This window comes from Olsenella sp. An293 (assembly GCF_002159495.1).
In the GTDB taxonomy this organism is placed as follows: Bacteria; Actinomycetota; Coriobacteriia; order Coriobacteriales; family Atopobiaceae; genus Thermophilibacter.
Genome location: NZ_NFIT01000014.1, coordinates 21,993 through 39,165 on the forward strand (window position 1 = coordinate 21,993; position 17,173 = coordinate 39,165).

Annotated in this window: 12 protein-coding genes; 8 read left to right on the plus strand and 4 right to left on the minus strand. The window is 68.1% G+C overall.

What is annotated here, in order from left to right:
- The first annotated feature begins 203 nt into the window (after positions 1–203).
- From B5F85_RS08970 to B5F85_RS08990, 5 genes are all read left to right on the plus strand, one after another.
- Positions 204–2,069, plus strand: coding sequence for an ABC transporter ATP-binding protein (locus B5F85_RS08970; protein WP_239386823.1), 1,866 nt, complete (start codon positions 204–206; stop codon positions 2,067–2,069).
- Positions 2,069–4,099, plus strand: a complete 2,031-nt coding sequence (locus tag B5F85_RS08975) for an ABC transporter ATP-binding protein (protein ID WP_087316492.1) — start codon at positions 2,069–2,071, stop codon at positions 4,097–4,099. The genes B5F85_RS08970 and B5F85_RS08975 overlap by 1 nt, the downstream gene beginning before the upstream one ends.
- A 438-nt stretch (positions 4,100–4,537) precedes the next feature.
- The gene (locus tag B5F85_RS08980) at positions 4,538–5,020 is read left to right on the plus strand and encodes a MarR family transcriptional regulator (RefSeq protein ID WP_239386825.1); all 483 of its coding nucleotides are present in this window, start codon (positions 4,538–4,540) and stop codon (positions 5,018–5,020) included.
- Positions 5,017–6,867: an ABC transporter ATP-binding protein gene (locus B5F85_RS08985; protein ID WP_087316494.1), complete on the plus strand. Its 1,851-nt coding sequence runs from the start codon at positions 5,017–5,019 to the stop codon at positions 6,865–6,867. Before B5F85_RS08980 ends, B5F85_RS08985 begins: the two co-directional genes overlap by 4 nt.
- Positions 6,860–8,788, plus strand: coding sequence for an ABC transporter ATP-binding protein (locus tag B5F85_RS08990; protein WP_087316496.1), 1,929 nt, complete (start codon positions 6,860–6,862; stop codon positions 8,786–8,788). Before B5F85_RS08985 ends, B5F85_RS08990 begins: the two co-directional genes overlap by 8 nt.
- A 158-nt stretch (positions 8,789–8,946) precedes the next feature.
- On the opposite strand, the gene B5F85_RS08995 is transcribed toward B5F85_RS08990, so the two are convergent.
- Positions 8,947–9,537 carry a DUF308 domain-containing protein gene (locus B5F85_RS08995; protein WP_087316498.1) on the minus strand — a complete coding sequence of 197 codons (591 nt, stop codon included), beginning with the start codon at positions 9,535–9,537 and terminating at the stop codon, positions 8,947–8,949.
- A 186-nt stretch (positions 9,538–9,723) separates the two neighbouring features.
- Here B5F85_RS08995 and B5F85_RS09000 point away from each other — a divergent pair, with 186 nt between their 5' ends.
- Positions 9,724–10,110, plus strand: coding sequence for a metallopeptidase family protein (locus B5F85_RS09000; protein WP_239386827.1), 387 nt, complete (start codon positions 9,724–9,726; stop codon positions 10,108–10,110).
- 175 nt (positions 10,111–10,285) lie between these two features.
- On the opposite strand, the gene B5F85_RS09005 is transcribed toward B5F85_RS09000, so the two are convergent.
- The 3 genes from B5F85_RS09005 to B5F85_RS09015 form a co-directional block, all read right to left on the minus strand.
- Positions 10,286–12,283 (minus strand): AarF/UbiB family protein, encoded by a 1,998-nt coding sequence (locus B5F85_RS09005; protein ID WP_239386829.1) that lies wholly within the window; start codon positions 12,281–12,283, stop codon positions 10,286–10,288.
- A 9-nt stretch (positions 12,284–12,292) separates the two neighbouring features.
- On the minus strand, positions 12,293–12,634 hold the full coding sequence (locus B5F85_RS09010) for a hypothetical protein (protein ID WP_087316502.1): 342 nt from the start codon (positions 12,632–12,634) through the stop codon (positions 12,293–12,295).
- Positions 12,635–12,803: 169 nt separating this feature from the next.
- Positions 12,804–13,475, minus strand: a complete 672-nt coding sequence (locus B5F85_RS09015) for an HAD hydrolase-like protein (protein ID WP_087316504.1) — start codon at positions 13,473–13,475, stop codon at positions 12,804–12,806.
- 136 nt (positions 13,476–13,611) lie between these two features.
- Between B5F85_RS09015 and B5F85_RS09020 the strand changes: the two genes are divergently transcribed.
- Together B5F85_RS09020 and B5F85_RS09025 are read left to right on the plus strand one after the other, a co-directional pair.
- The gene (locus B5F85_RS09020; protein ID WP_087316506.1) at positions 13,612–14,901 is read left to right on the plus strand and encodes a DUF1015 family protein; all 1,290 of its coding nucleotides are present in this window, start codon (positions 13,612–13,614) and stop codon (positions 14,899–14,901) included.
- A gap of 38 nt (positions 14,902–14,939) precedes the next feature.
- On the plus strand, positions 14,940–17,171 hold the full coding sequence (locus tag B5F85_RS09025) for a tetratricopeptide repeat protein (RefSeq protein ID WP_087316508.1): 2,232 nt from the start codon (positions 14,940–14,942) through the stop codon (positions 17,169–17,171).
- Positions 17,172–17,173: the final 2 nt, after the last annotated feature.

Consider the following 17,173-nt stretch of genomic DNA (forward strand, 5'->3'; position numbering starts at 1 on the left):
AGCGCCTTACAATTGCACAGCCGTTTGTAAGCCGCCGTTCGCCGGCTGCTGCGAACTGGCAAAACCACCGTTCGCCGGGAGCTTACATTTCTGTCCGGCCCCCTCTTGATGATGATTTTGTTCGGTACCGTGAGATCAATCGCACGGTACCTTGAAATCACGCTCGAACCGGCGCACAATGACCCGTTGTCGAAAGGAGTCATATGCACAGAAAGACAAAGGAGCTCGGGCTCAGCGGACGCGAGATCGTCCGCACGCTCACCAAGAGCCTCCGCGAGTTCAAGGCGCCCTCGATCGCCACGCCGATCATCGTGTCGGGCGAGGTCGTCATGGAGGTCGCGATCCCGTTTGTGACCGCACAGCTCATCAACTCGATCCAGGCCGGCGCGAGCCTGCCCCAGCTGCTCCCCTACGCGGGGGTCCTCGTGCTGATGGCGCTCGCGTCGCTCGCCTTTGGCATCGGCGCCGGCGTCACGTGCAGCCAGGCGTCGTGCGGCTTCGCGATGAACCTGCGCCACGACGTCTTTGCCGCGGTGCAGCGCTTCAGCTTCGCCAACATCGACCAGTTCTCGTCGAGCTCGCTGGTGACCCGCCTCACCACGGACATCACCAACGTGCAGCTCGCCTACATGATGGTCATCCGCACGGCCATCCGCTGCCCGTTCCTTTTGCTCGCGGGCATCGTCATGGCCTTCATCATGGCGGGCCCGCTCGCCCTGGTCTTCGTGATCATCGTGCCGATCCTGGGCTTTGGCCTGTACAAGGTCGTGCGCACCGTGCACCCGATCTTCCGCTCGGTCTTCCACAAGTACGACGCCCTCAACGAGTCCATCGAGGAGAACGTCACCGGCATGCGCGACGTCAAGAGCTACGTGCGCCAGGACTATGAGAAGGAGAAGTTCGGCCGCGCCGCCCAGGACGTCTGCGCCGACTTCACCCGCGCCGAGAAGATCCTCGCGCTCAACACGCCGATGATGAACCTCGCCGTGTACATCGTCTTTGCCGTCACGCTGCAGTTTGGCAGCTACCTCATCATCTCGAGCCAGGGCAGCCTGCTCAACGTGGGCCAGCTCTCGGCGCTGACCACCTACGGCTTCATGATCCTCATGGCGCTCATGATGGTCTCCATGGTCTTCGCCATGATCACGATGGCCCAGGAGAGCGCCGAGCGCATCTGCGAGGTCCTCATGACCGAGCCCACGATCAAGAACCCCGCCCACCCCGAGAAGGAGATGCGCGACGGCTCGATCGACTTCGACCACGTGACGTTCAAGTACTCCGAGAAGGCCGAGCACCGCGCCCTGGCCGAGATCGACCTGCACATCAGAAGCGGCGAGACCATCGGCATCATGGGCGGCACGGGCTCGGCCAAGACCTCGCTCGTGAACCTCATCAGCCGCCTCTACGACGTCACCGAGGGCTCCGTGAAGGTGGGCGGCGTCGACGTGCGCGACTACGACCTCGAGTACCTGCGCAACAACGTCGCCGTGGTGCTGCAGAAAAACGTGCTCTTCTCGGGCACCATCAAGGAGAACCTGCGCTGGGGCAACCCGGACGCCACCTACGACGAGCTCGTGGAGGTCTGCAAGCTCGCCCAGGCCGACGAGTTCATCCAGCAGCTGCCCAACAAGTACGACTACTACATCGAGCAGGGCGGCACCAACGTCTCCGGCGGCCAGAAGCAGCGCCTGTGCATCGCGCGCGCCCTGCTCAAGCGCCCCAAGGTGCTGATCCTCGACGACTCAACCTCCGCCGTCGACACCAAGACCGACGCGCTCATCCGCGAGGGCCTCAAGACCTACCTGCCCGAGGCCACCAAGATCATCATTGCCCAGCGCACGAGCTCGGTGCAGGACGCCGACCGGATCCTCGTGCTCGACAACGGCCACATCGCGGGCCTGGGCACCCACGACGAGCTCATGGAAAGCTGCCCGTTCTACCGCGACACCTACCTCGCCCAGAACCGCACGAGCCAGGAGGCCGCTCCCGAGTCTGGCGCCGAGAAGGACGACGAGCCCGTCGCCGACGCCGCCGCGCCCGTCGCGGCAAAGAAGGGAGGTGAGGCCTGATGGCAGCCAACAACAACTCCGCCGAGAACGTCCTCAAGAACGTGACCGGCTCCAACCAGCCCACCGAGCCCGAGCGCGCCCCTGAGCGCCAGAACGTCGCCGGCCGCCAGGTTCCCGACCAGCCCCGCCGCCGCGGCGCCGGGCGCGGCAAGACCCTCGGCCGCCTCATCAAGATGCTCTTCTCGTTCTATCCCAAGATGCTGCCGCTCGTCATTGTCTGCATCGTGGTCTCCGCCGTGCTCTCGGCCCTTCCCGCCACGTTCATGCAGCGCACCCTCGAGATCGTGACCGCCACCTGGCGAGATGGCGACTGGGAGGCCGTCGCCGGCAGCGTCACCTCGCTCGTGCTCACCCTCGTGGGCATCTACGCGGTCTCGCTCGTCCTCAACTTCACTTGGACGCGCGCCATGGCCGTCATCACCCAGGGCTCGCTCGAGAAGTTCCGCGAGCGCCTCTTCGGCCACATGCAGGACCTGCCGATCAGCTACTTCGACCAGCACCAGCGCGGCGACATCATGAGCCACTACACCAACGACATCGACGCCCTGCGCCAGATGATCGGCCAGTCGCTGCCCAACATCACGCTGACCATGGTCACCCTGGTCTCGGTCTTCTCGGTCATGATCTACTACAGCGTCTGGATGGCGATCGTCGTCGTTGCCGGCGTGCTGTTCATGGCCTACATGACCAAGGTGCTGGGCTCGCGCTCCGCCCGCAACTTCGTGGCGCAGCAGCGTGAGATCGGCATCGTCGAGGGCCACATCGAGGAGGTCATGAACGGCCAGCGCGTCGTCAAGGTCTTCTGCCACGAGGACGCCGCGCAGGAGGACTTCGACGTGCGCAACCGCCGCCTCTTCGAGGCGAGCCGCGCCGCGAACATGTACACCAACACGCTCGGCCCCATCCTCATGAACCTCGGCAACCTGATCTATGTCATCGTGGCCCTCGCGGGCGGCGTGTTCATCGAGACCGGCGTGCCCAACCTCTCCATCTCGGGCCTGCCCTTCTCCATCGCCGTCACGGTGCCCTTCCTCAACATGACCAAGCAGTTCGCCGGCCAGATCGGCCAGATCTCCCAGCAGATCAACTCCGTCGTCATGGGCCTCGCGGGCGCCGAGCGCCTCTTCGAGCTCATGGACGAGCCCGCCGAGCAGGACGAGGGCTACGTCGAGCTCGTGGCCTGCACGATCGACCGCGACGGCAACGTCGCCGAGTGCGACCGCCGCTCCGAGAACTGGGCCGGCCAGTGGGCGTGGCGCCACCCGCACGGCGACGGCTCGCTCACCTACACCCCGCTCGCCGGCGACGTGCGCCTCTTCGACGTGGACTTTGCCTACCGCAAGGGCCACACGGTCCTGCACGACGTGAGCGTCTGGGCCAAGCCGGGCCAGAAGGTGGCCTTCGTGGGTGCCACGGGAGCCGGAAAGACCACGATCACCAACCTCATCAACCGCTTCTACGACATCGAGGACGGCAAGATCCGCTACGACGGGATCAACATCAACAAGATCAAGAAGAGCGACCTGCGTCGCTCCCTGGGCGTCGTGCTCCAGGACGTGAACCTGTTCACGGGCACCGTCATGGACAACATCCGCTTCGGCCGCCTCGACGCCACCGACGAAGAGTGCATGGCCGCGGCGCGCCTCGTGGGTGCCGACGGCTTCATCAAGCGCCTGCCCGAGGGCTACAACACCATGCTCACGGACAACGGCACCAACCTCTCGCAGGGCCAGCGCCAGCTGCTCTCTATCGCGCGCTGCGCCGTCGCCGACCCGCCCGTCATGATCCTCGACGAGGCCACCTCCTCGATCGACACGCACACCGAGGAAATCGTCCAGCGCGGCATGGACGCGCTCATGACCGGGCGCACCACGTTCGTCATCGCGCACCGCCTCTCCACCGTGCGCAACTCCGACGCGATCATCGTGCTCGACCACGGCCGCATCATCGAGCGCGGCAGCCACGACGAGCTGATCGCCAAGAAGGGGACCTACTACCAGCTCTACACGGGAGCCTTCGAGCTCGAGTAGCCGGCATCCCCAACGATCGGTGGCCGCCCGCCGACGTTCCTTCGAGAAGTGCGCTTCGCGGAACTTCTCTACGGAACGTCGGCGGGCGGCCTCGTTCTGAGCACCGGGCGCTCCGTTGTGCGCACTTCTCGGCGTTGTGTACACTCGGCGCCGATGTGCGCACTTCTCGCCAGTTCGTCTACCTGCTGTTCTTTCGAGAAGAGCGTCGGGGGCGGTATACACAACGCCAGACGTTGTACACAACGCCGAGAAGTGCCAGCGGGGACGGGCAGTCTGTCTCGCCGGCCTCGGGCGTCGTGAAGAAAACTGAGGCTTCGAGGGCCCGCTTAGCACCCCCATCCTCGACGGCTTGAGGATATTGCATGGTACCTTGACATCTGACAGGCAAGGTCCCAAAGTATTGGGTGAACTGCAGTTTTTCACAGGAAGGAGGCTGCCGTGCGTGATACGGAGGAGCGAACCTCCCGCCAGGGCACCGAGCTGCGCATCATGCGCAACCTCGGGTACTTTGGCTACTACCTCCACGTCCACTGGGGCGGTCGAAACGGCAAGCAGCACATTCTCGTCGAGCTTCTCGCCAACGGGTCCGAGATGACGCAGCGCGACCTCCAGGAGGCCTCGTGCATCACCTCCGCCTCGCTCTCCGAGGTCATCGCCAAGCTCGAGGCCGAGGGGCTCGTCACCCGCAAGCGCTCCGAGACGGACCGCCGCCAGCTCACGGTCACCCTCACGTCCGAGGGGGCCGACCGCGCCCGCGAGGTCCTGCGCACGCGCAAGGAGTTCGAGGAGCGCGCCTTCGACTGCATCGAGCCCGAGGAGCGCGAGCGCCTCGCCGAGACGCTCGACCGGATCGCCGCGCGCTGGGAGGAGCTCGAGCGCGGCGAGAAGAGCCTGAGAAGCGAGAAGGGGGATGAGCGATGAGCCTGCTTCCCAAGAAGCCGGACCTGGACCAGGAGTTCGTGAAGACCGCCGCGCACGTGGGCTACGGCACGGTCGGCCGCAAGCTCGTTCAGAGCGTGCGCGAGTACAAGAGGGCGGCCGTCGTCACTCCCCTGCTCGTGCTCGGCGAGGTGGTCTTCGAGGTCATGATCCCGCTCTTCACGGCCGACCTCATCGACGCCATCAAGGCCGGCGCCGACCTCGGCCAGATCGTCTCGACGGGCGCCGTGCTCGCGATCATGGCCCTGATCTCCCTCGCCTTTGGCGCTGCGGCCGGCCTCACCTGCGCCAAGGCCTCCACGGGCTTTGCCAAGAACCTCCGCAAGGACATGTTCTACAACATCCAGACCTTCTCGTTCGCCGTCATCGACCGCTTCTCGAGCTCGTCGCTGGTGACGCGCATCACGACCGACGTCATGAACGTCCAGATGGCCTACATGATGCTCATCCGCACGGCCATCCGCTCCCCGTTCATGCTCGTGCTCGCGTTCATCGCGGCCTACAGCATGGCCGGGTGGCTCGCCATCGTGTTCGTGGTGATCATCCCGGTGCTGGCGCTCGCCCTCTTTGGCGTGATCCGCAAGGTCGTGCCGGTCTTCCGCCGCATCTTCCGCAAGTACGACGCCCTGAACGAGCGCGCCGAGGAGAACCTCGCCGGCATCCGCGTGGTCAAGTCCTACGTCCGCGAGGACTACGAGAAGCAGAAGTACGACCGCGCCGCCACCGAGGTCCAGAACGACTTCACCTACGCCGAGCGCATCCTCGCCCTCAACGCGCCGATCATGAACTTCTGCGTCTACACCGTCATGGTCTTCGTGATCTACGCGGGCTCCTACGCCATCGTCTCCACGCGCGGCGAGCTGCTCGACGTGGGCCAGTTCTCGTCGCTGATCACCTACGGCTTCATGATGCTCATGCAGCTCATGATGCTCTCGATGATCTTCGCGCAGGTGGTCATGAGCGAGGAGAACGCGCGCCGCATCTACGAGGTCCTCGACGCAAAGACCACGATCGACCAGCCCGAGAGCCCCGTGACCGAGGTCGCCGACGGCTCCATCGACTTTGACAACGTGGGCTTCTCCTACAGCGGCGACAAGAGCCGCGAGGCCCTGCGCGACGTCAACCTGCACATCAGGAGCGGCGAGGTCGTGGGCGTCATCGGCTCCACGGGCTCGTCCAAGACCTCGCTCGTGCAGCTCATCCCGCGCCTCTACGACGTCACGGAGGGCCAAGTGCGCGTGGGCGGCCGCGACGTGCGCGACTACGACCTCGAGACCCTGCGCGACGCGGTGGCCATGGTCCTGCAGAAAAACGTGCTCTTCAGTGGCACCATCGCCGAGAACCTGCGCTGGGGCAACGAGCACGCCACGGACGAGGAGATCGTCGAGGCGGCGCGCCTGGCCCAGGCCGACGAGTTCGTCCAGACCTTCCCGGACAAGTACGACACCTACATCGAGCAGGGCGGCACCAACGTCTCCGGCGGCCAGAAGCAGCGCCTGTGCATTGCGCGGGCCCTGCTCAAGAAGCCCAAGATCCTCATCCTCGACGACTCCACGAGCGCGGTGGACACCAAGACCGACCGTCTCATCCGCGAGGGCTTCCGCAACTACCTGCCCGAGACCACCAAGATCATCATCGCACAGCGCACCTCGAGCGTGGAGGACGCGGACCGCATCGTGGTCATGGACTCTGGGCGCATCAACGACATCGGCACCCACGAGGAGCTGCTGCGCCGCAACGCCATCTACCGCGAGGTCTATCTCTCGCAGAACAAGCAGAGCCACGACGAGCGCGAGCTCGGAGAGCTGGAGGTGAGCGCCGATGAGTAGGAACATGCACCGCGGGCGTGCTCCCAAATCCATGGGCAAGACGGCCCTGCGCGTCCTGAAGATGCTGCGCTCCTTCTACCCCGTGATGCTGCCGGCCGTAGCCTGCTGCATCCTGGTGCAGTGCATCGTCCAGGCCATGCCCAACGTCTTCATGGAGCGGGCCCTCACCGTGGTGGGCCAGACCTGGGAGTCGGGCGACTGGGCAACGGCGCAGCCGCAGGTCTTTGAGAACGCCGCCATCCTCGCCGCGCTCTACTTCGCGAGCCTCATCTGCAACGCCGTGTGGCAGCAGTGCATGGCCATCATCACGCAGGGCTCGCTCAAGAAGTTCCGCTGCCTCATGTTCGACCACATGCAGGACCTGCCCATCCGCTACTTCGACACGCACCAGCACGGCGACATCATGAGCTACTACACCAACGACATCGACGCCATGCGCCAGATGATCGCGCAGTCGCTGCCGCAGCTGTTCCTCACGATGCTCATGCTCTGCTCCGTGGGCTGCATCATGCTCTGGTACAGCCTGCCGCTCACGCTCGTCGTGGTGGCGGGAGCCGCCGTCATGGCGCTTCTCGGCAAGACGCTGGCCGGCCGCTCGGCGAAGAACTTCCTGCGCACGCAGCGCGCGGTGGCGGCCGTGGAGGGCCTGGTCGAGGAGGTCATGAACGGCGAGAAGGTCGTCAAGGTCTTCTCGCACGAGCGCCAGATCGAGGCTGCCTTCGACGAGCTCAACGACGAGTACCAGGACGCCGCGTGCACGGCCAACTCCTACGCCAACACGCTCATGCCGATCCTCATGAACTCCGGCAACCTGCTCTACGTCATCGTGGCCGTGGCTATTGGCGTGTTTTTGGTCATCGGCATCCCCAACCCCTCGATCTCCGGCGCGGCGCTCACCATCGCCGTGGGCGTACCCTTCCTCAACATGACCAAGCAGTTCGCCAACCAGATCGGCCAGATCTCCAACCAGGTGAACTCCGTGGTCATGGGCCTCGCGGGCGCGGAGCGCATCTTCGAGCTCATCGACGAGCCGGTGGAGCAGGACGAGGGCTACGTGGAGCTCGTGGCCTGCACGATCGACCGCGACGGCACCGTCCACGAGTGCAAGCGGCGCGACGAGCACTGGGCCGGCCAGTGGGCCTGGAAGCACCCGCACCAGGCCGACGGCACCGTCACCTACACGCCGCTCGCCGGCGACGTGCGCCTGTTCGACGTTGACTTTGCCTACGAGCCGGGCCACACGGTCCTGCACGACGTCTCGCTCTACGCCAAGCCGGGCCAGAAGGTGGCCTTCGTGGGCGCCACGGGCGCGGGCAAGACCACGATCACCAACCTCCTCAACCGCTTCTACGACATCGAGGACGGCAAGATCCGCTACGACGGCATCAACATCAACAAGATCAAGAAGCCGCACCTGCGCCACTCGCTCGGCATGGTCCTGCAGGACGTAAACCTCTTCACCGGCACCGTCATGGACAACATCCGCTACGGCCGGCTCGACGCCTCCGACGAGGAGTGCCGCGCCGCCGCACGGCTCGCAGGGGCGGACGACTTCATCTCCCGCCTGCCGGACGGCTACGACACCATGCTCACGGACAACGGCTCCAACCTCTCCCAGGGCCAGCGGCAGCTGCTCTCCATCGCGCGCGCCGCGGTGGCCGACCCGCCGGTCATGGTGCTCGACGAGGCAACGTCCTCCATCGACACGCGCACCGAGGCCATCGTCCAGCGCGGCATGGACGCGCTCATGACCGGGCGCACCACGTTCGTGATCGCCCACCGGCTCTCCACCGTGCGCAACTCCGACGTGATCATCGTGCTCGACCACGGTCGCATCATCGAGCGCGGCACGCATGAGGAGCTCATCGCCAAGCGCGGCACGTACTACCAGCTCTACACGGGAGCCTTCGAGCTCGAGTAGCTCGCTCTTATCCCACCGTATGGTGGCGGCCCCGCCCCGTTCCCTCGAGAAGCGCGCTTCGCAAAACTTCTCTACGGGAACGGGGCGGGGCCGCTTTCGTTGCCGATGCGTCCTCAGGAAGGTCGCGCGACGGGTCGGATGGGGACGGGAAACAGAACTTAGGCCTCGAGCCTGTGCATGGCGGCGCCCTCGACCAGAAGGCTCGCGCCGCCCACGATGAGATAGCCCGCCATGAGGTAGCCGAGCATGAGGCTCGAGAAGAGCGGCAGCAGCAGGAAGGTCACGCCGGCGAGTGCGTTGACGATGCCGGTCACCAAGCTGACGGCCCAGCCCTCCACGCCAAAGCGATGCATGCGGTAAGCGGTCGCGAGGCGCTCGGCGCCGGCGGCGACGAACAGGACCGCGAGCAGGAACGTGAGCGTCCCGGCGGTGAGGTAGGAGGGCAGCGTGAGGAGCATGAAGCCGAGCAGCGCGTTCAAGATCCCCATGACGAGGGTCACCGGGCTGCGAAAGACCTCGGGCGTCCTCGACCAGGCGGCCACTCCCCCGATGCCGCCCACGATGAGGGCGGCCGAGACGGCGGCCTGGATCACGGCGTAGAGGCTGAGCGGCGAGAGCACGCTCGCGATGCCCGCGAGCAGAAGCAGCGCGCCCAGGGCGATCGTGAGGCCGCGCGTCCTGCTCACGGCCTCGTTCCAACGGTCCACGAAGTCGCCGACGTGCTCGCGCTCCGAATGGTAGTTCTCCATGTGTGGGGTTTCCTCTCACTCGATGGGGGCAACGTCCTTGTCGTCCCCTACATAACTTCTGCCCAAATTGTTACTTTCTAACTCACAATTCTGAAAGCCATGCGGAACACACCGTTCGCCCACATGGCTCGACCGGCACTGAACAAGCGGCTACAGTGTGTGCAGGCAGATCATGAGGAGGCACGCATGACGCAGGAGCAGTTCGAGGCGGCGGTCGAGGCCGCGATCGACTCGATTCCCGACGAGTTTATCGACGAGCTTGACAACGTCATCTTTGTCGTGGAGGACGAGCCGAGCGAGGAGCAGGCGGCGGGTGCCGACGACGAGAACGCCTCCTTCGCTGACGACGAGCTGCTCGGGCTCTACGACGGCTCCCCGCTCACCGAGCGCGACAGCTTCTACGGCACCGGCGAGCTTCCCGACGTCATCACGATCTTCAAGGGGCCGCACGAGCGCTGCTTTGCGGAGGAGGGAGAGGACGTGCTCCTCGACGAGATCCGCCGCACCGTGATCCACGAGGTCGGCCACTTCTTCGGCAACGACGAGGAGACGCTCGCCGCGATGGGCTACTAGGCCCGAAGATCGGGGGGTGCGTACAGAGCCCCTGAGGGTATGTACACCATCCGTGTTCGGACGTCTTACGTTTGCGCTGGTAGATGCCCTAGCGAGAAGGACGAGCAGGACTGAGGGGTGTACATACCCTCGAGGCGCGGCGTACACACCCTCCCGGCAGGATGCCCCTTGCGCCCTACCGCCGACGGCGGCGCCTGCCCTCGCTCAGGACGTCGTGGGCGACGAGCACGCACAGCACGAACGCCACCATGTACCCCACGAACCCGATGATGGGGATGCCAAAGATGACCGGCTGGATGCGGGCGTAGTAGACAACCGACGAGCCGATGAACAGGCCGGCGACGATGACGCTCATCGTGAGGCGGTTGGCGATCCGCGAGATATCCTCGAGCGGGTCCTCCGTGCCGGCGAGGTCGAGGTTCACGCGAAGCTGGCCGCGCGTGAGCATGCGCATCGCAAGCCCGAGCTCCCCGGCAGCGCCGAGCAGGCCGTGCGTGGCGGCCACGGTCTCGCGCGCGAGGCGCTGGAGCTCGTCGACGGCGAGCTCGTCGACGGCGGTGTGCGCCCGGAGGTGGCTCTGGATGATCTCCACGATCGAAGCATTGGGCAGCAGCTGGTGCACCACGCCCTCGAGCGTCACGAGCGAGCGCGCGAGCATGGTGATCGACCCCGGCAGCTCGATGCCGTTTTTCTGCGCCATGGAGATGATCGCGTTCATGAAGGCGCCGATGTCGAGCTCGGAGAGGTCGGCCGTGCCGTAGTCGGCGACGATGGCGTCGAGGTCCGCGAGCAGGTGGGCCTGGTCGACGCCCGCCACGCTGGAGACCGAGAAGCGCATGAGCCCGTCGGCGAGCGCGGGCGAGTCGCGCCGGCCCACCGCGAGCACCATGTCGCTCACGGCCTGGCGGTCGTGCGCGGAGAGGCGGCCCATGATGCCGAGGTCCATGTAGACGATCTTGCCCTCGTGAATCACGAGGTTTCCGGGGTGCGGGTCGGCGTGGAAGAAGCCATCGTCGAGCATCTGCCTCGTGTAGTTGTCCGCGAGCTTGGTCCCGATCTCGGCGAGGTCGTAGCCCTCGGCCACGAGGCGCGCGGTGTCGTTGATGGGGATGCCCTCGACGAAGTCCATGACCACGACGTGGCGGGTGCACAGCGCCGGGTAGGGCTTTGGGCAGTCGATGAAGCGGCAGCCGGCGTTGTTGCGGCGGAACTCCTCGAGGCTGCGCGCCTCGACGAGGAAGTCGGTCTCCTCACGGAAGGACTGCCAGAGCTCGTCGACCACGGACTGCAGATCGATGAACTGGTCCTGCCCGATGAAGCGGCTCGCGTAGCGCGCGAGCGAGCGGATGATCGAGATGTCCTGCGCCATGATCTCCTTGACGTGCGGGCGCTGGACCTTCACGGCCACGAGCTCGCCGCTCACGAGGCGCGCCTTGTGGACCTGCGCCACGGAGGCGGAGCCCAGCGGCCGATCGTCGATGGCGTCGAAGATGTCCTCGAGCGGGGTCTCGTACTCGGCGCGCAGGGCCTCGATCACGGTCTCGCGGTCCATGGGCTCGACGCTCGTGCGGAGCTTGCCGAGCTCGCGCGTGAAGCTCTCGGGGAGGATCTCGGAGCGCATGGAGAGGATCTGCCCGGCCTTGACGAAGGTGGGGCCCAGCTCCTCGAGCATGCTGCGCAGGCCCTCGGGCGTGAGGCCGTGGAAGATGTCGTAGCGGCGGACTATCTTGACCATCTCGCCGATGCGCGCGAGGCGGGAGGCGGTCGAGAGCTCATAGTCGTCCGCGCCCGCCGAGCGGCCGCCAAGCAGGCCGATCGTCTGGGCGGACTCACGACGGCCCTCGCGCTTCTTCACGGCGGCGTACCAGGCGTCGAGGATCTCGTCGGGCGACTTGGCGGTGGTGGGCGTCTGACGGCGCGGCAGCTCGGTCCCCATGACCGGTCCCCAGGAGCGACGGGGCTCGCCGGAGTGCGTCTCGGCGGGCGAGAAGGACGCGGCCCCGGCCTCGGGTCCCTCCCCGGCGCCCTCGCCCTCCTCGTCCTCGGGTCCCTTCTCGGCGACCTGGCCCTCCTCGGCGCCCGCTGCGCCCTCGTCGCACGCAACGTCAAGCGGGGCCGGGCTCTCGCCGCGACCCCGGTCGTCCTCTCGTCTGTCCTGTCGTGCGTCAGTCACGCGGCTCCCCTACTCGGCCTCGTCCTCGGTCTTCTCCTCGACGTCGACCTTCACGGACTGCGCGTCGATGTCGGCGGAGATCTCGGCCACCTTGGCGGCGTAGGCGGCGCGCTCCTCGGGCGTCATGGCCTCGAGACGGGAGCGCAGGGCCTTCTCGGCGGTGCCGTCGATGACCTCGCGCGCCTTGCGGGTGAGCTCCTGGTTGAGCGTCTTGCCCTGCTCGACCGTCAGCTCGCCCTTCTTGACGAGCTCGTCGACGACCTCCTGGGACTTCTCGGCGCCCATGGCGACGGCGCCCACGCTCGCGAGGAAGAGCTTCTTCAGGCCCTCGGTCACATCGAACTCAGACATGGTGTGCTCCTTTTCTCTCGTTCCGGAGACGCCCGGCGCGTCACCCCCTATGCTGACCCTTCTACCCATTAGCTGAGGCGTGATTTCGGCGACAGGCGAAGGCCGCGCCGGCGTCGGTGGGCGGCGGCGCCCGGGGCGAGACGGGCGCGACCAGGGCGCGGGGCGGCGATCAGCCGAGAAGGACACGGCGCAGCTCGTCGACGCTGGCGGCCACCGCGCAGGCCCCGGCCTCCTCGAGCTCGCCGGGCGCCGCGGTCCCGCCGTAGGTGACCCCCACGCAGGCCACGCCGACCTCGGCCGCGGCGTCGACGTCGTGGTGGCGGTCGCCGACCATGACGGCGTCTTCGGCGGTGAGCCCCAGCTCCGCGATCACGCGGGCGATGGTCGACGCCTTGCTCGTCTCGGCGTCGTTGGTCTTGCCGCAGACGCGGTCGAACAGGCCGGTGGCGCCGTTGTCCTCCACGGCGCGCACCACGAGCTGCTCGCGCTTGGAGGACGCCACCGCAAGGCGCCGGCCCGCGGCGCGCAGGTCCTCCAAAAGCTCGCGCACGCCCGGGTACAGCGGCCATGCCTCGAGGCCGAGGCCCTGGTAGATGGCGCGGTACTCGGCGGTCACCTGCGCGGCCTCCTCCTCGGAGAGCCCAAAGACGAGGCTGAAGGCCTGCGGGAAGGGCGGGCCAATGACGAGCGGCACGCGCTCGAGCTCTCCCTCGGGGACTCCGTGGGCGAGAAGGACCGTGCGCGCCGTGGCGCAGATGCCCGCCACCGTGTCCGCAAGCGTGCCGTCGAAGTCAAAGATCACGAGCTCGCGGCCCGTGACGTCCTCACCCGTGAGCGCCATGGGCGCCTCCTTTCCTCGTCTGCTCACAGGGTAGCACGCGCGGGCCGGGCGGGAGCGGGGGCGGGCCGGCTTCGTGACACACTCGCGAAACGCGCTCGGGGTATCATGGCTCAATCGTCACCCGCGAGGAGGATCCATGCACGCCGAGCCCATCACCTGCTACCGCCCGCGCCCCGAGTCCGCGGCGGAGTTCTCGTCGCTTCCCTACGACGTCTTTGACCGCGGGTCCGCGAGCGCCTTCGTCGCCGCCCACCCGTCGTCGTTTCTCGCCGTCGAGCGGCCCGAGTCGACCTTCCCGCCCGAGCAGGACATGTACGCCGACGAGGTCTACCGGCGCGCCCACGACCTGCTCGCCGCCCGCGTGGCGGACGGCACGCTCCTGCGCGACGGAACGCCCTGCTACTACCTCTACCGGCTCGTGAGGGCCGGTCGCGAGCAGACCGGCATCGTCGCGGCCTGCGCGCTCGACGACTACGCCAACGGCATCGTCCGCCGCCACGAGCTCACTCGCCCCGAGAAGGAGGACGACCGCGTCCGCCACATCGAGGCAACCGGCTGCCAGACCGGCCCGGTGTTTCTCGCCTACCGAGACAACCCCGTCATGGAGGCGCTCGTGGAGGCGGCCAAGCTCTCGGACCCCCTCTACGACTTCACCGACGATCGGGGCGTTCGCCACACGGTCTGGCGCGTCGCCCGGCCCGCCGCGGTCGAGAGCTTCCGCGCGATGTTTGCCTACGTGCCGTGCGCCTACATCGTCGACGGGCACCACCGCGCCGCGGCGGCCGCCCGCGTCTGCCGCCGCATGCGCACCGAGGGCGGCGAGGCGCACTCGGGCAAGGAGGCATACAACTACCTGCTCTGCGCCCTGTTCCCCGCAAGCCAGCTCACCGTCGAGCCGTATCAGCGCGTCGTCGCCGACACGGCGGGCCTCGACGAGCCGGGCCTCGTGGCGGCGCTCGAGGCCGCGGGGATGCTCGTCGGCCCGCGGCGCGAGGAGCCCTTCGAGCCGGGCGAGCGCGGGCGCTTTGGGATGTACGCCTTCGGCGCATGGCGCGAGCTCGCCTACGTGGGCGAGCGCCCGGACGACCCGGCCGGCGCGCTCGACGCCTCGATCCTCCAGGACCGCGTCCTCGGGCCCGTCCTGGGCGCCTGGGACCCGCGCGAGGACGCGCGCGTAAGCTACGTGGGAGGCGTCGAGGGCACCGCCGAGCTCGAGCGCAGGGCGGGCGAGCGGGGCGTGGCGTTCACGCTCTTCCCCACCTCGATGGCCGACCTCATGGCCGTCTCCGACGCCGGCCTCCTCATGCCCCCCAAGTCGACCTGGCTCGAGCCCAAGCTCAGAAGCGGCCTGTTCATCCGTCGCGTCAGCCACCGCAACAGCATTCTCGACGGCTGTCGCAAGCGACCGGCCGAGAAGGACGAGTAGCCGCGTGCCGCAGGGGATGGCCGACGAGGGGAGGTGACATGGCAGAGACGAACGACGGCGAGCGCGGGAGGCTCGGCAGGCTCTTCGCGGCGCTCGTGAGCACCGACGACGAGGATGGCGCCGTCGACTTCGCCGCGGACGCGTCCGAGGGCGCGGGCGACGGCAACACCACCGTGCTCGACATCGAGGAGCTCTCTGACACGCTGCTGGTCTCGCCCGACCCGATGGCACTTCTCGCCGGCTTCGTCGTCGACGTCCGCGCCCGCATCGAGGCGTCCGCGCGGCCGGACGGCGACGAGACGCTGCCACCGAGCCCGCTCGAGGTCCATCTCTCGTCGAGGCTCGTCGAGGCGGGACTGCTCGAGACCGACGTCGACCTCCCCTCGATGCACGTCGTGCGCCCGCGCGCCTCGGGTCTCTTCTATCTGCGCGTGGACGAGCCGCGCGTCCCGGAGCTCGCGCGGACGCGGGTCCTTCGCATCGAGGCCGCACTCAACGCCGCTCTGCTCGCGAGCCATGTCATCGACGACGTCAACGACGCTCCCATCGAGGAGCTCGTCCGCGTGGAGCAGCGCGTCGCCCGCTCGATCACCTCACAGGCGCTCGAGCTCGCCGGTCGGGCGGAGACCCCCGCACGGAGCGAGTGGGAGGTCCGTCGGGCGCTCTCTCTGGGTATCGAGTCCCTCAGGCTCCCGCACCGGCTCACGGCGCGGTTCCGGGTCAACGTCGCCCTCGGGATCGCCGCGTTCGAGGTGGACCTCGTGAGCCCGGACGTCTGGCCGCAGACCGCCTTCGTCGACGGCCTTGGCGTCGTGCCCGCCACCTCCGAGATGCGCCGTCGCGCCGCGACCGACTACAACGCCCGTCTCGCCGTGCTCCTCGCGGGCTATGCGCTCGCCGCGTGCCCGCAGCTGCGCGAGGTCTGGGTCTCCGGCGTCGTCGACGGCGCGAAGAGCCACGCATGCTACTACTCGGCGCGCCTCGGGCGGGGCCTCGTGGAGTCGCTCGACCTCGACGACGTGCGCGACCCTCTCGCCGTGCTGCGCGACGCGGGCGCCGCGCTCGACGAGCGTGACCGCACGCTGGCGCCCGTCTCCCCGGGCTTCTCGCTCGATGACGAACTCCTCTGCCCCGCGAGCCGCCACGAGCTGCCCGAGCTCTCGGAGCGCGGGCTCGCCGACGCCGCGGCGTCGGCGCTCGGGTGCTCTCAGGTGCGCGAGCTTGCCGTCGACGAAGCCACGCCACGTCGCGCCGTCGCGCGCGAGCTCTCCCGCGAGCTCTCGGGCTCCACGGAGGCCAACGTCCGCGCCCTGCTCGGCGCCGCGCGCGCGTCCGGGCGCGCCGACGTCATCGACGCCGCCAACCGCTGCGTCACCGCGCTGATCGCCGGGACCCTCGCCGACGACCCCGTCGCCATCGAGGAGGCCTTCGTCGAGGGGGACGACCTCACGCGCCGCACGCGGCGCGCACGCGAGCTCCTGGCCGCCCGCGACCTCGACGGCGCCGCACGCCTCGCCGAGGAGGCGCTGCTGCCCGTCGACGGGCTCGGCAGCTTCGACGGGGCGGACGGGACCCGCTGGCTCTCCTTTGGCTCCTACGCCGAGCGCGTCATCTACAACCGCCTCGTCGCCCCGCCCGGCGCTCGCGTCGCGCTCGTCCCCGCCTCCTATCCCGAGGCGCACACGATCGCCGCCGTCTGCGACCTCGCGCGCGGCCGCGCCGAGGACGCGCTCGCCCACGCGCGGCGCGCGAGCGAGGTGTCCCCGGTCTCCACGCAGGCGACGATCAACCTCGCCCAGTGCCTCGAGGCCGCGGGCGACCTCGACGGCGCCGAGCAGGAGCTCGCCCGGCTCCTCTCGTTCGCCCACGACGCGGAGTCGGTGGGCGTGGGCTATCTGCAGATGGCCCAGCTCCAGTGGCAGCGCGGGCGCGTGCTCGCGGCCCAGGCGTGCTACCAGCGCGCGACCCGCCACCTCGGCGCGCCCGCCCTCGTCGCCGGGCTCGCCGTCGTCGCGCTCATCGGGCACGTGGGCGCCTCGGCCGGCGGCGAGCTCACGCCCGAGCAGGCGGACTCGGTCCTCGTCGCGGCGGGCATCCCGCTCGCGCCCACGGAGGAGGTCATGACAACGCTGCTCGACGCCGCCCGCGCCGCCACCGACGCCGAGCTCTTCGGCGTCGCGCGCAGCCTCGTGAGGGCGCTGTGCACCGTCGCGCGCGACGACGTGACCTACGGCGTCTACCGCTCGCTCGAGGAGGAGCCGGACCGGTGATG